Origin of the sequence: Pauljensenia sp. 20925_1_25, assembly GCF_041433955.1 — a bacterium.
In the GTDB taxonomy this organism is placed as follows: domain Bacteria; phylum Actinomycetota; class Actinomycetes; order Actinomycetales; family Actinomycetaceae; genus Pauljensenia.
In genome coordinates this window covers 59487-72531 of the sequence record NZ_JAPWCL010000013.1, presented here as the reverse complement: position 1 = coordinate 72531, position 13045 = coordinate 59487, and the positions used below count along the sequence as shown (strand labels likewise).

The following is a 13045-nucleotide window of genomic DNA, read 5'->3' as shown; positions in this document are numbered from 1 at the left end:
GGCGTGCGCTGGAAGATCGGCTCGCCCTTGTCGAGTCCGTTGATCTGCGCCATCTCCTCGTTCGTCAGCTCGAAATCGAACAGGTCGAGGTTCTCAGCGATATGCGACGGGGTCTTGGAGCCGGGGACGATCGAGTGTCCCAGCTGCACGTGCCAGCGGAGGATGACCTGAGCAGGGGACTTGCCGTGAGTCTTCGCAATCTCTGCGATGACGGGTTCACTCATGATCGAGGCGTTGCCGCGCCCGCCGAGCGGATACCACGCCTGCAGTGCGATGTTGTGCTCCTTCAGGAGCGCCTTGAGTTCGGTCTGCGGGAAGTAGGGGTGGCACTCGACCTGGATAAGCGAGGGCTTGATCTCGGACTCGCCGAGGAGACGTCGGAGTTCCTCAATGGGGAAGTTCGAAATGCCGATTGCACGGACCTTACCCGCCTTGTAGGCCTCCTCGAGATGACGGTAGCCGGTGCGAATGTCGCCAGCGTACTGGTGTAGGAGGAGCAGATCGATGTAATCGGTGCCCAGGCGCTCAAGCGTCTCGTCGATGGCGGTCTCGCTCTCGTAAGACGTAGGCCAGATCTTCGTCTCGAGGAAGATATCCTCGCGGGCCTTCGAGGAGGCTCGCATGCCGCGGCCGACGCCGCGTTCGTTGACGTAGAAGTTGGCAGTGTCAATCAGCTCGTAGCCGTTGTCCAGGGCGTAAGTCGTCGAGGCCTGCGCGTCTTCGGAGGACAGCTGGTAGGTGCCGAGGCCGACGAGGGGCATCTCGATACCGTTGTTCAGTGTAATGTGAGTCATGGTGTTTCCTTCCTCCTCACATGCGTCGTGTCATGCGTTGGTGTCAAGCCTACTGAGCTGCATGAACGCGGTTCTAGTGAGTTGCGCTCTCAGCGTATGTGTGTCCACGTGGGAATAAAATGGCGACGTTGTCAATTGGTGGCGAGCTGCGTGTGAGGTTCTGCGGTTCTCTTTGCTGTAGGAATGCTTGGACCTATAATGAACACCGTTCATTAATGACGGTTACGCGCAGAAAGGTGAGCGTCCCACGTGCCCAAGCAAGTGATCGACCGCGACCAGCTGATCGACGAGGCCTACCAGATTGCCTCGAATGATGGTATTTCCGCGCTTTCCGTGCGCAAGGTCGCGACCGCCTGCGGCATCGCTGTCGGCTCTGTCTACGTCTACTTCCCGACGAAAGCCGGCCTGACGGCCGCCGTGCTCACGCGCTTCTTCGACGAGACCTTCACCGAGGAATTCTGCGTCGTGCGCGCAGGGGAGCGCTTCACCAGCTATGCCCGGCGCTTCCGCGCGACCCTGAGCGAGGCCCGCGCCTCCATGAGCGTCGACTGGTTCGCGGAGATGCGCCGCCTGCCCCGCAAGGAGCACGCTGCCCTCGAAGAAGTGCGAGGCCCGATGCTCGCCCATATGGAGCGCGGACTTCAGTGTGTCCTCGACGCGGACGAGGCCGTGGATCGCTCGCGGCTCGTCGGCCCCATGAACGCCGAGGCCCTGTGTCGCTACGTGTTGGGCAGTATCTTCTCCTCCCTCATGGACGGCGGCGAGTGTGAGACGTTGTTCGCCCTCCTCGACGCCTCCCTGTACGACGGTGCGTCCGCCAATGAGAAGGAAGAGAATCGATGACCCGACTGCACATCAAGAAGAATCAGCTGATCGCCGTGGCTGGCGTGGTCTGGTTGCTCGCCGGCCTGAATGTGGCGGTCCTGGGCGTGCGCGCGGCCATCGACATGCGCGACGTCGCCGCTATCGTCCTCATTGCTATTGCTGGGGGAGCGGTTGCTGTGTTCTGTGGATTCCACTCGATGTTTAGCAAACTCGTCAAAAAGAACTCCCAGCGCATCTACGAGCTGGAAGGCGAGTGCCACAACCCCTTCCGCTTCTTTGATCGCAAGGGCTACATCATGATGGCGATCATGATGTCCATGGGCATTGGGATGCGCGCGGCTGGTCTCTTCCCTGAGTGGTTCATCGCCTTCTTCTATACGGGCCTGGGCCTTGCCCTGAGCCTCGCCGGCGCCAGTTTCCTCATGCGCGGCGTGCGCGGTCGCGCGTGGGCGTTCCACGGAACCGACTGAGTGTTTCACGGGACCAACTGAGCGTTTCACGCGATCTTGGCCCAGGCCTCGTCGATGGACGAGGCCTCCGGTCGTTGGCTGCGTCGGCGTGTGGCTCATCGTGCGAATCTTGGAGCGGATAGGCCCTCTGTCTGCGGGTCATCCGGTGCTAGTGTTAGCCCGTTACACGGCACTCATGAACCGGGAAGGCACATGAAGTTTTATACCCTCGACTACATTGTGTCGCACCAGAGTTTGGATGCGACACGGCGTCTAGCAGCGATCATCGTCTTGCTCGTTGTGGCTCTCGCTTTTAGTGCCCTGTATTTGCATAACCGGGTGAAAACACGCTGGCGTGACGCGGGCATTGGGCTCTTCGTGTTCTCGCTCGTCCTGCTGGGAATCCAGACCGAGCAATACCTGAAGGTCAGCGATCAGCAGTCGCAGGCGCAGCTGCTCGTGGGCTTCATGGAGGGTGTTGCCATCGATCATGGCGTCAACGTGGAGGACGTGTTGGTGAGTTCGCGGTCCCTGCAAGACGGCATGATTGTGCGATTCAACGAGGAGGACTACACCGTCCACCTCAATAATGACAACAATTCCTTCACTCTGGAACGTACGCATGTCATCGACCATGGCGTCTACGTGAATGGAGAGCGCTGACATGGACTTCTATACGCTGACGGCTATCAAGTTCGCACTCGGTATCCTCACGATGCTGCTCCAGATCAACATCTTGGGAAAGCGCGACTTCTCGCTGAATACGCCTCTCAATCAGGTGCAGAACTACGTGCTGGGTGGCATCATCGGCGGCGTTATCTATAATTCGTCGGTGACGGTGCTCCAGTTTCTGATCATCATTTTGATCTGGTCACTCGTGGTTATCGCGACGAAAATCCTCATCGATAGCAGTAAAACCTTTAAGAAGCTTGCAGCCTGTCAGCCTGAGCTGATCGTTCGTGATGGTGAAGTGGATATTGCCCGCTGCGCGAAGGTGGGAATGACCGCGGAGGGACTCAGTAGGAGCCTGCGTGAGCAGAAGATCGCCAGTGTTGGCGACGTTGCCGCAGCGATCATGGAAACCAACGGGTCTTTAACGATTCGTGTGCGCGGTGACGGCTCTAAGCGCTCGCTCCTGCCGCTGGTGACCGACGGTCAGCTCGTTCCCGATGGTCTCCTGCTCGCCGGCAAAGATAAAGCGTGGATCAAGGAGGAGCTCAAGAAATTGGGGTATTCCTCGGTCAAGCAGGTGTTCCTGGGGGAGCTCGTCTCCGGGCATCTCGAGGTGATCCCGTATCCGAAGGCAACGCGCGTGAAGAGCTAACTTCGAGGAGGCCTCGTCAATTGGCGAGGCCTCCTGCCGTTTTGTGGACCGTCTGTCCTTGAGTGCTACTCGATTACCGCCAGTGGCGGTATAAGTCTGGCGGTGAAACTGGCACAGACTGGTAGGGTCGCGTGATCACTGGTAGATGTGTCGGCGGTGTCCGACGGAAAAGACTTCGATAATGAGGCGCTCATCTTCGATGATGCACAGGGCGCGGTAGTTGCCGATGCGGTAGCGCCACTCTCCTGATCGGTTGGTGGTCAGACCTTTGCCGTGGATGCGGGGATCGGAGCAGCCTTCAAGGTTTTTGCTGATCCACGACGTAGTGAGTCGCGCCTCGAATCGGTCCATTTTCTTCAGTTGCTTGAGGGCTGTGTCGCTGTACTCGACGTGGTAGGACATTTACAGGCCCAGCTCTGCGAGTACCTGCTCGTGGGTGTAGCGAACGCCGTTGTCTGTAGTGATCGCCTCGCGTAGAGTAGCGAGGTCCTGTTGGTCCTCGATCTTCTCGAAGACGGCGTCTCGAACGAAGTCGGAAATTGTTTTTCCTTCAAATTCGGCGTACTTGCGCACGACCTCGGCGTCCGTTTCGTCGAGGCGCATCGTCATGGTGGGCATGGTGACCTCCTAGAGCTGAATACAACGTATTCTATTTCGATCTGGTGTCAATGTGCAATGGTTGCCCTTCTGTCTGGGGAAAGGTGAATCGTATTGCGGGCCTCTGCTTGATTACCGCCAGTGGCGGTATAATTGTGGCGGTAATAGGGGGTGGTCATGGCCTACGAACCGTCGTTTGAACGCACTGACGCGATCGATGCGCTGTGCATGGAGATCGCTGAGCTCGTCGGCATGCTGTCGCCTCAAGCGCCACTGTCGACCAGCCCGACGCTGCGTCGGGAGCTGCGGATCCAGACGATCTACTCCTCGCTCGTCATCGAAGGGAACAAACTAGACGAACGCGCGGTGAGTGCGATTATCGACGGCAAGCGGGTTCTCGGAGACCGGCGCGACATCCTCGAAGTCGAAAACGCGCGCGCCGCCTACGACCTTATTCCTGAACTCGATCCTCATTCGTTGGAGGATTTACTGCGCGTTCACCGCGTGATGATGGGTGGCCTCGTCCCCGATGCTGGGCGCTTTCGGTCGGGCAATGTCGGCGTGTTCAACGGGGAAACTCTCATCCATGCGGGGACTCCGGCGGCCTACGTCCCCGAGGTCATGGGAGGCCTCTTCGAGTGGCTGCGTACGACGCGTATGCACCCGCTGCTCGCCTCGTGTGTCTTCCACTTCGAGTTCGAGTTCTGTCATCCTTTCTCTGATGGGAATGGCCGGACGGGACGTCTCTGGCAGACTCTGCTCCTGTCCAGGTGGCGTTCGGTGTTGGCGTGGCTGCCCGTTGAGTCCGCTATCAGGAGGCGGCAGGCAGACTATTACGAGGCCTTGGCCCGCTCGGGCGCGACCGGTTCGTGCGAGAGTTTTGTGGAGTTCATGCTCGAGGCGATTCGGGAATCGATTCTTCCGTATGCGAAGCCGTCAAACCCGCAGGATATGGCGCGAACCCGCGCGCTCGCTTTCCTCAGCGGCGACCCGCATGCCACTGTCACTCAGCTTGCGCAATATCTTGGGTGCTCGAAGCGGAGCGCCGAGCGCACGGTTGCACAGCTCAAAGAAGAAGGCGTGCTCGAGCGTCAGGGCAGTCCCCGTTCGGGCGTGTGGGTTGTCCACGCCCCCGGACTCTAAGGCTGCGATCAGTAGTCCAGGCATCGGCGTTGGGACTCCGCTACTTCATGATGAGTTCAAGCCGCTAGGGAGACAAGGAGTCCGACGATGAGGTACGCCGAAACGGTGCTGTTAAAGGGCGGGGTGGAGCTCCTCGTGCGGAACGCTGTCGCGTCGGATGCCCGCGCGCTGCGTGACATCATGCAGCGCACGCATGCGGAGACCGACTACCTGCTGTCCTACCCGGACGAGCAAGGCTCTGATGATGAACAAGAGGCTCGCTCTCTGGCGGAAACGGAACGCAGTGACAATGAGGTTGAGCTCGTCGCCATCGTTGATGGGCGGATCGTGGGGAGTGCAGGAATCGCGGCGGTGGGCGGTCGGCGCAAGGTGGTGCACCGGGCGCGCTTTGGGATCAGCGTCCTCAAAGAACATTGGGGGATGGGGATCGGCCGAGTGCTCACGGATACGTGCATCGACTGTGCGCGCCGGGCGAGTTACACCCAGCTTGAGCTCGAGGTAGTGGCTGACAATGAACGAGCGCTGTCCCTCTACCGGCGCGCGGGGTTCGAGGAGTATGGGCGCAACCCCCGAGGCTACCGGTCCATGGCTGCGGGCTACCAGGAGCTCGTGCACATGAAGCTTGAGCTGTAGCGCCCCGGAGGGTAGCTGGCGGTTACGTGTCTAGCTTGAGGAGCCTAGAACCTCAGTTCCTTTAGTCGAAACGAGTGGGGGTACCTTGATGATGTGCATGACGAATGGTATGACGCGCAGCCGTTCCATGTGTACCCCTTCGGCTCTCGGGGGGGCGCGCGTCGTTGGGCCCATCTCCAGGACGCTGAGGACAGAGCCCCCTGCTGTCAGATTTGCAGCCGTTTGCAGATACGATGATCCCATGACGATCATGCTTGTTCCCCTGACTGACACCGAGCGTCCTGCGCTGATCGCGGACTTTCAGGAATCTTTCGAGCACTTCCAGGGCAACCCGCAGGGATCCTTCGTGGGGGAACGTCTCGCTGCGCGTGAGCAGCCTCCGGCTGGTCCCAGCGAGGGCGGTGCAACGGCGCAGCCGATCCTCCCACTGTCCGACATTGAGGAGTCCCTGAATGCGCCGGGAGCGCTCGCCTATCGCATCCTTGAGGACGGCGAAGTCGTGGGCAACGTGATCCTCACCGTTGCCGGTCATCGAGGCGAGGTTCTCCTTTTCGCAATGAAGGCATCGGTTCATTCCAGGGGAGTGGGGACGCGCGCCTGGTTCGCCATCGAGGCCGCCCACCCGCAGGTGAGGGAATGGACCCTGGAGACGCCCTATTTCGAGGTGCGCAACATCCACTTCTACGTCAACAAGTGCGGCTTCCACATCGTCGAGTTCTTCAACGAACATCACCCCGACACCACGCATCCCCGCGGAGCGGGCGAGCCGATGGGCGAGGCCGACTATATGTTCCGCTTCGTCAAGCGCCTGGGCCGCTAGTGGTGTAGCCGCTCAGTCGACGTCTTCGTGCCAGATCTGGCGCATGGGGACGCCCTTGTCGAAGGTCCGGGTGGAGCCGTCCTGGAAAGTGACCTCAACCTGCTCCTTGTCCTCGTTCTTCGGGTCTTCGGTCCAGTCGACCCAGTCGATGACGGGTGAGAGCTCGCCATTGTCCTTGACAATTCGGTAGCCTTCGCCCAGCAACTCGGACATGACGTCCTCGATCTTATCGGCGTTCATGGGGGGACCTTCCTTGTATCGGTGCGTCGGCGCGCTGCGGGGGTGCGTGATTGAGAACCAGCTTAGCTACGACGTGCCCTGGGCTTATCCCAAGACTCAGCGTCGGTCTCATTCATGGGAAGGAACGAGGCTGGGGCGGGTTTATGGCGCTCGGTGAGCGTCAGCACCCTGTTGCGGGCGGCGTACCCTTGAATCGTGAAGGTTCTCGTCGTTCCCATGGTTGCCCGCTCACAGATGGGCGGGCCGTGGTCGCGCGCGCAGCGCGTCGCCCGCGCCTTCCAGGACGGCGGCCACGAGGTCACGCTGGCCTGGGGAGACGACGGCAACTGTGCCAATCCCATCGCCCCGACGCTCGAGATTCCGGTGCCCTCACCCCTCGGCCTTCCCGAGGCCATTGCCCGCCACACCTTCCCCCTGGCCTCGCGACTCGGCCTCATGGGCCGCAAACCCGTGCACAGCTTCGAGGAGGTCCTCTGGCTGACCGGAGCCCTCGACGAGCGCTACACGCGCGCGGCCGTCGATACGCTCCGCGCCCACATGCGAGCCGCGCGCCCCGACGTTGTCTACTCGGAGTTCAGCCTTGCAGCCGTCATCGCCGCCCGCGCCGAGGGAATCCCATGCGTGGGCAGCGGGTCGCAGCCGACGACCGCCACCTACGCCTCCAACCCGCGCAAATCCGCGGGAATTCGACGCCTGCTGCGCGAGATGGGCATGACCGCCCCGGCCTCGTCCCTGACGGTCCTCGAGGGGATGCGGCGTCGCTTCATCCCAAGCTGCCCGACCCTGGAACCGCGCGCGGGGGAGCGGGCCGTCTACTGCGGCTTCCTGGATGAACCGCCAGCCCTCACGGGCAGGCCCCGAGATTGCGCCCTCGTCTACCTCGGCGCGGGCAGTGTCCCTGCGGGTGTGGCCGTGCGCGCCGGACGAGAGCTCGCCGATACCCTCGGCTGCGACGTCTATGTCGCGGGCGTCCCCGAGGCCGTCCACGCTGTGGGGGACCATGAGGTAGCCTGCGCGCCCCGCTTCGACTTTGCTGAGTTCCTGCCACGAGTCCGCGTCTTCGTGCATCACGGCGGGCAAAACTCGATGATGGACGCCCTATCCTATGAGGTTCCCCAGGTGATCGTCCCGGGCCGTATTTTTGAGCGCCAATTCAACGCCGATGCCGTGGAAAACGCGCGCTGCGGCCTGACCGTGCACGCGCCCAAGCCAGCGCTCATCGCGCGCGCCGCCCGCCGCATCGTTGTCGATGAACCCGCCCTAACCTCGGGAATCCGAGGGTTACGAGACGAACTCTCCTCTCTGGGTGGCACCAAGCGCATCGTGTGCGAGGTCGAAAAACTGGTCAGCTAGGCCCAGCCGCGCAGGATCGCCTCCAGGCCTCGCTCAAACTGGGCGTTGAAGTCGTAGCGACCGTCCAGGAGGTCCTCGATGAGCGGGCGCAGCGCCTGCGCGTCCTCGGGATCGAGCGCGGCGCTCGCGGCCGACAGATCGGCGGGCTGCTCGGGGGAGCCGCCCACGGGCGGAACGACCTCGGCGGCGACGAATGCCGTCGTGTAGATCGACACGGCGTTGACCAGCCCCAGCATGTCCGCGTTCGGCGTGAAACCACGCCGTGCCAGCGTCACGAACACGCGAGCCAGGAGCGCGAGCTGCTCGGGTGTCGACATCGGGTGCGTGAGTAGCAGCATGACCGCGCCCGGGTGGGAGCGCAGTGTCGACGCCAAGCAATGCGCGTAGGTGCGCATGTACGTCAGCAGGGGCGAGGCCTGGGTATCCCCGGTCGGCTCACCTGCCTCGTTCGTCGGTGTTGCCGTCACGCCGACCGATCCGGCGTTCACACGGTCCAGGAAGGCCTCGAAGGTGAGCCGCCAGACCTGCTCGGCGATGCCCTCCAAGAGCGCGGCCTTGTCGGGGAAATGGCGATAAAAAGCGGCCTGGGAGACGCCGAGGCGCTTTCCCAAAGACCGCAGGGACAAAGCGGAGAGTCCCTCCTCGTCAACCAGGTTGAGCGCGGTCGACAAGATGATGTCTCGCGATAGTGCGCGCTGGCGTGACGACGGCATGGACTCCCCGCTTCGTGGCTATTACTCCCTGTGATACCGGAACTGTATCAGTGCCAGCCCCGCGATCACGGCGAAGAAACCCCACAGGACGCCGATCCGAGTCCCGACGTCTGACAGACTCGCTCCGTCCAGGCTCACCTCGTGAATCGCGGTGATCGCCCAGTAAGCGGGGGACAGGCGTGCGGTGTGCTGCGCCCAATCCGGGAAGGAAGAGACCGTGGAGAAAGAACCGCCGATGCCGGCCGCCAGCATGCCGATGATGTTCGACAGGGACAAGGCGGCGTCGCGGCTGCGCGACCACAGCGCGAGCGCGACGCCGAGCGCCGACAGGACGGCCGAAAAACTGAGGAGAATCGCGGCGAGCGCGACGAGGGAGCCGGTCGGTCGGTAGCCGAAGATGAGAGCGCCGAGCGCGAGGACGACAGCGATCTGGACGGTCTGCATGAGGAACGCGACCAACGCCTTACCCGTCAGGATGGATGCGCGCGAGGTCGGGGAGGCCTCGAGGCGCTCCCAGGTGCCCCACGAGCGCTCGTTGAAGAACGAGCCGATGATGTTCTGCACCGCCAGGAATGAAAAGAGGATCGCAATCGACGGCACCGCCTGCTCGGCTCCCGTGACGCCCGTGTAGCCGTCGGCCAGGAGCATCGACTTGAACGCCGGCATCATGAAAGGGATCAGGACCAGGGGGATGACCGTCAGGATGAGCGTGGGCGCCGGGTCGGTGAGTTGCAGACGAATATTGAGACGGGTCATGGCTCCGATTTGCTTAAGCTGCGACATGGTCACTCTCCTTGATGATCTGCAGATACGCGTTGTGCAGGCTGGCCTGCGTGATGCGCACGTCCATCAAGCGCGCGCCTTGAAGGGCGGGCGAGGCCAGGGCTTCGCCGATCCGCGAACCGGGGTCGGCCTCGTCCCCGATGTGTCGGAGTGTTCTGTCGTCGGCGCTCCATCCGTCGATCGCGGGAACGCGGCGGTCGAACTCGAGGGTGACTTCGGCGCGCCCGTGGCCAGCGATGATCTCCTCGAGCGTGCCGCGCGCGACGACGCGCCCCTCGTTCAGGATCGCGATGTCGGATCCAAGCTCCTCGAACTCGGCCAGGTAGTGCGAGGTGTAGACGACGGCTGCACCCTCCTCGGCGAGCTGGCGGACCGCGCGCAGGATCTGGCTGCGCGCCTCCACGTCCGCGCCGACGGTCGGTTCGTCCATGAAGACCAGGCGCGGGCGGTGCATGATCGCCATGCCCGCGTGGAGCCTGCGCTGCTGCCCGCCCGACAGGTGGGATGCGCGCTGCCCGCGTTTTTCGCTTAATCCGAGCAATTCCATGACCTCATCCGCGCGCGAGGCGGCCTCGCGTCGGCCGAGTCCGTGCAACTCGCCGAAGGCCGCGAGGTTCTGAGCGACGCTCAGGTCGGGGTAGATGCCCAGCTCCTGAGGCGCGTATCCGATCAGCCGTGCGGCGTCGGCGGACGCGGGCCGGTGGCCGCAAATGCTGGCGGTTCCGGAGTCGGCTCGGCGCAGGCCGCACAGGATCGTGATGAGCGTAGACTTGCCGGCCCCGTTTCGTCCGAGCAGTCCGAGGACCTGCCCGGACTCCACGCGCAGGTCGACCCCGCGCAGGACTTCGTGGGTGCCGTAGCTCTTGCGGATTTCCCGAACGTCCAGGGCTGGAGCGTGTGGTTGTGACACGGTATTTCTCCCATCGGTTAACGCTGTTAACTTTGTGTCGCAGGTAAGGTTAACAGTGTTAACTTATGAACGCAAGGCGGTCTTGTGTGCAGGGGTGAACTACTGATTTACTGCGTTTTTCTGACAATCTGTCGCTGCGTCGGGGAGGGAAGCGGCCCTACACTGTCTCCTCGAGGCCTGAAGGAGGACTGAAAGTGCCAGGTTTGGAAACCTACGACGCGATCATGCTGCTGTCCTACGGTGGCCCGAACGGCCCGGACGACGTCCTGCCGTTCATGCGCAACGCGACGCGCGGTCGCGGAATCCCCGATGAGCGTCTGCTTCAGGTTGCCGCTCACTACAAGCGTTTCGGTGGTGTCTCGCCCATCAATGCTTGCAACCAGCGTCTGATCGCGGACTTGTCCGCGGAACTCGCTCGCCGCGGGCACAACATCCCCGTCGGGTGGGGAAATCGCAACTGGCACCCCTTCGTCGCCGAAGGCCTCGACGAGCTCGCGGGGGCCGGTGCCCGGCGCATCCTCGTCCTGCCCACCTCCGCCTACGCCTCGTACTCGGGGTGTCGCCAGTATCGCGAAGACCTCGCCGAGGCCGCGGCGGCCCTGCGCGAGAAGTGGGGCACCATCGTCCTGGGCGCCGAGGACAGCGCCGGAAATCCCGACGCCGACATCATCCTGGACAAGGTCCGCCCCTACTACTCGACCCCCGGCATGGCGAGCGCGCAGGTCGCATCCGTCCGGCGCGCGTGGGAGGCGTTGGTGGCGCGCGGCGTCGACGCGGACGGGATCCGCCTGATCTTCGTCACCCACTCCATCCCCGTCAGCATGGAGGCGGGATCCTCGCCCTTCCCCTTCCGCCCCTTGATCGACGAGGCCGTGGCGGCCTCGGGCGGGCGCGCCGAGCAGCAGGGGAGTGAGGCCTCGTCGCACGCGGGAACCCCGGCAACCGAAGTCAGTTATGTCGCCCAGCACCACGCCCTCATCCAGGCGATCATGCCCGAGCTGCGGCGCGTCCTCGGGCGCGCGGATCTGGGCTACGACCTCGTGTATTGCTCGCGATCCGGACCCCCGCAGGCCCGCTGGCTTGAGCCCGATGTCAACGACTTCCTCGAGGAGATCGCAGCCGACACAACGCCGCTGACCGGCGCCGTCGTCGTCCCGATCGGGTTCATCTGCGACCACATGGAGGTCGTCTACGACCTCGACACCGAGGCGAAGGAGACCGCCGCGCGCCTGGGGATCCCCTACGAGCGCGCTGACACCGTCTCCACCGACCCGGGCTTCGTGTCCTCCCTGGTCGATGTTCTCGAAGAGCGCGCCGCCCAGGCACGAGGCGAGAATCCCATGCGCGTGACGGTTACGGGCACCGGCCCCTTCCACACTGTCTGCCCGAGCGACTGCTGCCTCTCCCCGGCGCGCCCCGGCCACGCCTCGTCCGCTGGTGCCGGTGGGCATCCCGGCGCCGCACCCACCCCTCATGCTTCCGGCGCGCCCAGCCGAGCCGCCGGTCAACCAGCCCCAACCCAGGAGGACCCCATGTCTACCCCGCATCCCCACGCCGTCGTGCCGCCCGAGCAGAACCCGGAAAACCCGGGACATCCCGCAGGAGTGCCAGACCGTGTCGGTGAGCACGCCGCGCGCCACCAGGCCCGCCACGCGGGCACCGAGGCGACGCCCCACTCGCACGCCGCACACGCCCGTGTCACCGACCCGCGCGACGCGACGGACATCGACTTCGACGAGGTCAACAACAAGCAGCACTACGCCCTCTACTCCGTGTTCGCACTCGGTGAGTCCCTGCCCGCCGATGACGGCGAGCGCGGCCGCATCGTCGCCGAGTCCCTGGACTACGTGAAGGGCGCGGGCGCGGAAATCCGCGGCTTCTACGACGTGTCCGGTTTCCGCGCCGAGGCCGACCTGATGGTCTGGTGGCTCGACGACGACCCGCAGGTCCTGCAGGATGCCTACCACCGCCTGCGCGCGTCGGCGCTGGGCAAGTTCCTGGACCCGGTGTGGTCCTGCATGGGCCTGCACACCCCCGCCGAGTTCAACAAGCGCCACATTCCCGCCTGCTTCGGTGGCGTCGCACCCCGCGACTGGGCCATGGTCTACCCCTTCGTGCGCTCCTACGACTGGTATCTCAAGGCCCCCGAAGAGCGCGCCCGCATCATGGCCGAACACGGCCGCAACGGCTTCGCGCAGTACCCGGACGTCAAGGGCTCGACCCTGTCGGCCTTCGGCTTCTCCGACTATGAGTGGGTGCTCGCGTTCGAGGCCGACACCCTCGACCGTCTCGAGGGCGTCATGCACGCCCAGCGCTACACCGAGGCGCGCCTCTACGTGCGCGAGGACACCCCGTTCTTCACGGGTCCGCGCGTGAGCCTCGGCGAGTGGGCCGAGCGCCAGCCCCGCGCATAAGGCCCCGTATCTGAGAAGTTGCCCCGGCCTCGTCCCTGAAACAAGGA

General features: G+C 63.6%; 16 protein-coding genes. 9 read left to right on the top strand and 7 right to left on the bottom strand.

Features of this window, described 5'->3' with window-relative positions:
• Window positions 1–794, bottom strand: a 794-nt coding sequence (locus O3932_RS07120) for an aldo/keto reductase (protein ID WP_371537288.1), incomplete at its 3' end; no start/stop codon positions are given.
• A 249-nt stretch (window positions 795–1043) separates the two neighbouring features.
• Between O3932_RS07120 and O3932_RS07115 the strand changes: the two genes are divergently transcribed.
• The 4 genes from O3932_RS07115 to O3932_RS07100 all read left to right on the top strand — a co-directional run bounded on the left by O3932_RS07115 (window position 1044) and on the right by O3932_RS07100 (window position 3392).
• Window positions 1044–1637 (top strand): TetR/AcrR family transcriptional regulator, encoded by a 594-nt coding sequence (locus tag O3932_RS07115; RefSeq protein ID WP_371537286.1) that lies wholly within the window; start codon window positions 1044–1046, stop codon window positions 1635–1637.
• Window positions 1634–2089: a hypothetical protein gene (locus O3932_RS07110; protein ID WP_371537283.1), complete on the top strand. Its 456-nt coding sequence runs from the start codon at window positions 1634–1636 to the stop codon at window positions 2087–2089. The genes O3932_RS07115 and O3932_RS07110 overlap by 4 nt, the downstream gene beginning before the upstream one ends.
• 192 nt (window positions 2090–2281) lie before the next feature.
• Window positions 2282–2731, top strand: coding sequence for a DUF3290 domain-containing protein (locus O3932_RS07105; RefSeq protein ID WP_299241419.1), 450 nt, complete (start codon window positions 2282–2284; stop codon window positions 2729–2731).
• Window position 2732: 1 nt separating this feature from the next.
• Entirely contained in the window at window positions 2733–3392 is a 660-nt protein-coding gene (locus O3932_RS07100) for a DUF421 domain-containing protein (protein WP_314568957.1), read from the top strand.
• 135 nt (window positions 3393–3527) lie between these two features.
• Here O3932_RS07100 and O3932_RS07095 read toward each other — a convergent pair whose 3' ends face one another.
• Together O3932_RS07095 and relB are read right to left on the bottom strand one after the other, a co-directional pair.
• Entirely contained in the window at window positions 3528–3794 is a 267-nt protein-coding gene (locus O3932_RS07095) for a type II toxin-antitoxin system RelE/ParE family toxin (RefSeq protein ID WP_371537279.1), read from the bottom strand.
• Window positions 3795–4010 (bottom strand): type II toxin-antitoxin system RelB family antitoxin, encoded by a 216-nt coding sequence (gene relB, locus O3932_RS07090; RefSeq protein WP_347715892.1) that lies wholly within the window; start codon window positions 4008–4010, stop codon window positions 3795–3797.
• Window positions 4011–4166: 156 nt separating this feature from the next.
• Between relB and O3932_RS07085 the strand changes: the two genes are divergently transcribed.
• The 3 genes from O3932_RS07085 to O3932_RS07075 all read left to right on the top strand — a co-directional run bounded on the left by O3932_RS07085 (window position 4167) and on the right by O3932_RS07075 (window position 6585).
• A complete protein-coding gene (locus O3932_RS07085) occupies window positions 4167–5132 on the top strand; it encodes a Fic family protein (protein WP_371537276.1) in 966 nt (321 codons plus the stop codon).
• An 87-nt stretch (window positions 5133–5219) separates the two neighbouring features.
• A complete protein-coding gene (locus O3932_RS07080) occupies window positions 5220–5765 on the top strand; it encodes an N-acetyltransferase family protein (protein ID WP_371537273.1) in 546 nt (181 codons plus the stop codon).
• A 241-nt stretch (window positions 5766–6006) separates the two neighbouring features.
• Window positions 6007–6585 (top strand): GNAT family N-acetyltransferase, encoded by a 579-nt coding sequence (locus O3932_RS07075; protein WP_371537271.1) that lies wholly within the window; start codon window positions 6007–6009, stop codon window positions 6583–6585.
• Window positions 6586–6597: 12 nt separating this feature from the next.
• Here O3932_RS07075 and O3932_RS07070 read toward each other — a convergent pair whose 3' ends face one another.
• Window positions 6598–6825, bottom strand: coding sequence for a hypothetical protein (locus tag O3932_RS07070; protein ID WP_371537268.1), 228 nt, complete (start codon window positions 6823–6825; stop codon window positions 6598–6600).
• 216 nt (window positions 6826–7041) lie between these two features.
• Between O3932_RS07070 and O3932_RS07065 the strand changes: the two genes are divergently transcribed.
• Window positions 7042–8178, top strand: coding sequence for a glycosyltransferase (locus O3932_RS07065; RefSeq protein ID WP_371537292.1), 1137 nt, complete (start codon window positions 7042–7044; stop codon window positions 8176–8178).
• Here the strand turns inward: O3932_RS07065 and O3932_RS07060 are convergent.
• The 3 genes from O3932_RS07060 to O3932_RS07050 are packed head-to-tail and all read right to left on the bottom strand — an operon-like array spanning window position 8175 to window position 10584.
• Window positions 8175–8891 carry a TetR/AcrR family transcriptional regulator gene (locus O3932_RS07060; RefSeq protein ID WP_314735844.1) on the bottom strand — a complete coding sequence of 239 codons (717 nt, stop codon included), beginning with the start codon at window positions 8889–8891 and terminating at the stop codon, window positions 8175–8177. The genes O3932_RS07065 and O3932_RS07060 overlap by 4 nt on opposite strands.
• Before the next feature lie 21 nt (window positions 8892–8912).
• The gene (locus O3932_RS07055; protein ID WP_314570221.1) at window positions 8913–9674 is read right to left on the bottom strand and encodes an ABC transporter permease; all 762 of its coding nucleotides are present in this window, start codon (window positions 9672–9674) and stop codon (window positions 8913–8915) included.
• Complete coding sequence (locus O3932_RS07050; RefSeq protein WP_371537265.1) at window positions 9661–10584, bottom strand: ABC transporter ATP-binding protein; 924 nt, start codon at window positions 10582–10584, stop codon at window positions 9661–9663. Before O3932_RS07050 ends, O3932_RS07055 begins: the two co-directional genes overlap by 14 nt.
• Window positions 10585–10778: 194 nt before the next feature.
• On the opposite strand from O3932_RS07050, the gene hemQ reads away from it, so the two are divergent.
• Complete coding sequence (gene hemQ / locus O3932_RS07045; protein WP_371537263.1) at window positions 10779–12998, top strand: hydrogen peroxide-dependent heme synthase; 2220 nt, start codon at window positions 10779–10781, stop codon at window positions 12996–12998.
• Window positions 12999–13045 lie beyond the last annotated feature (47 nt).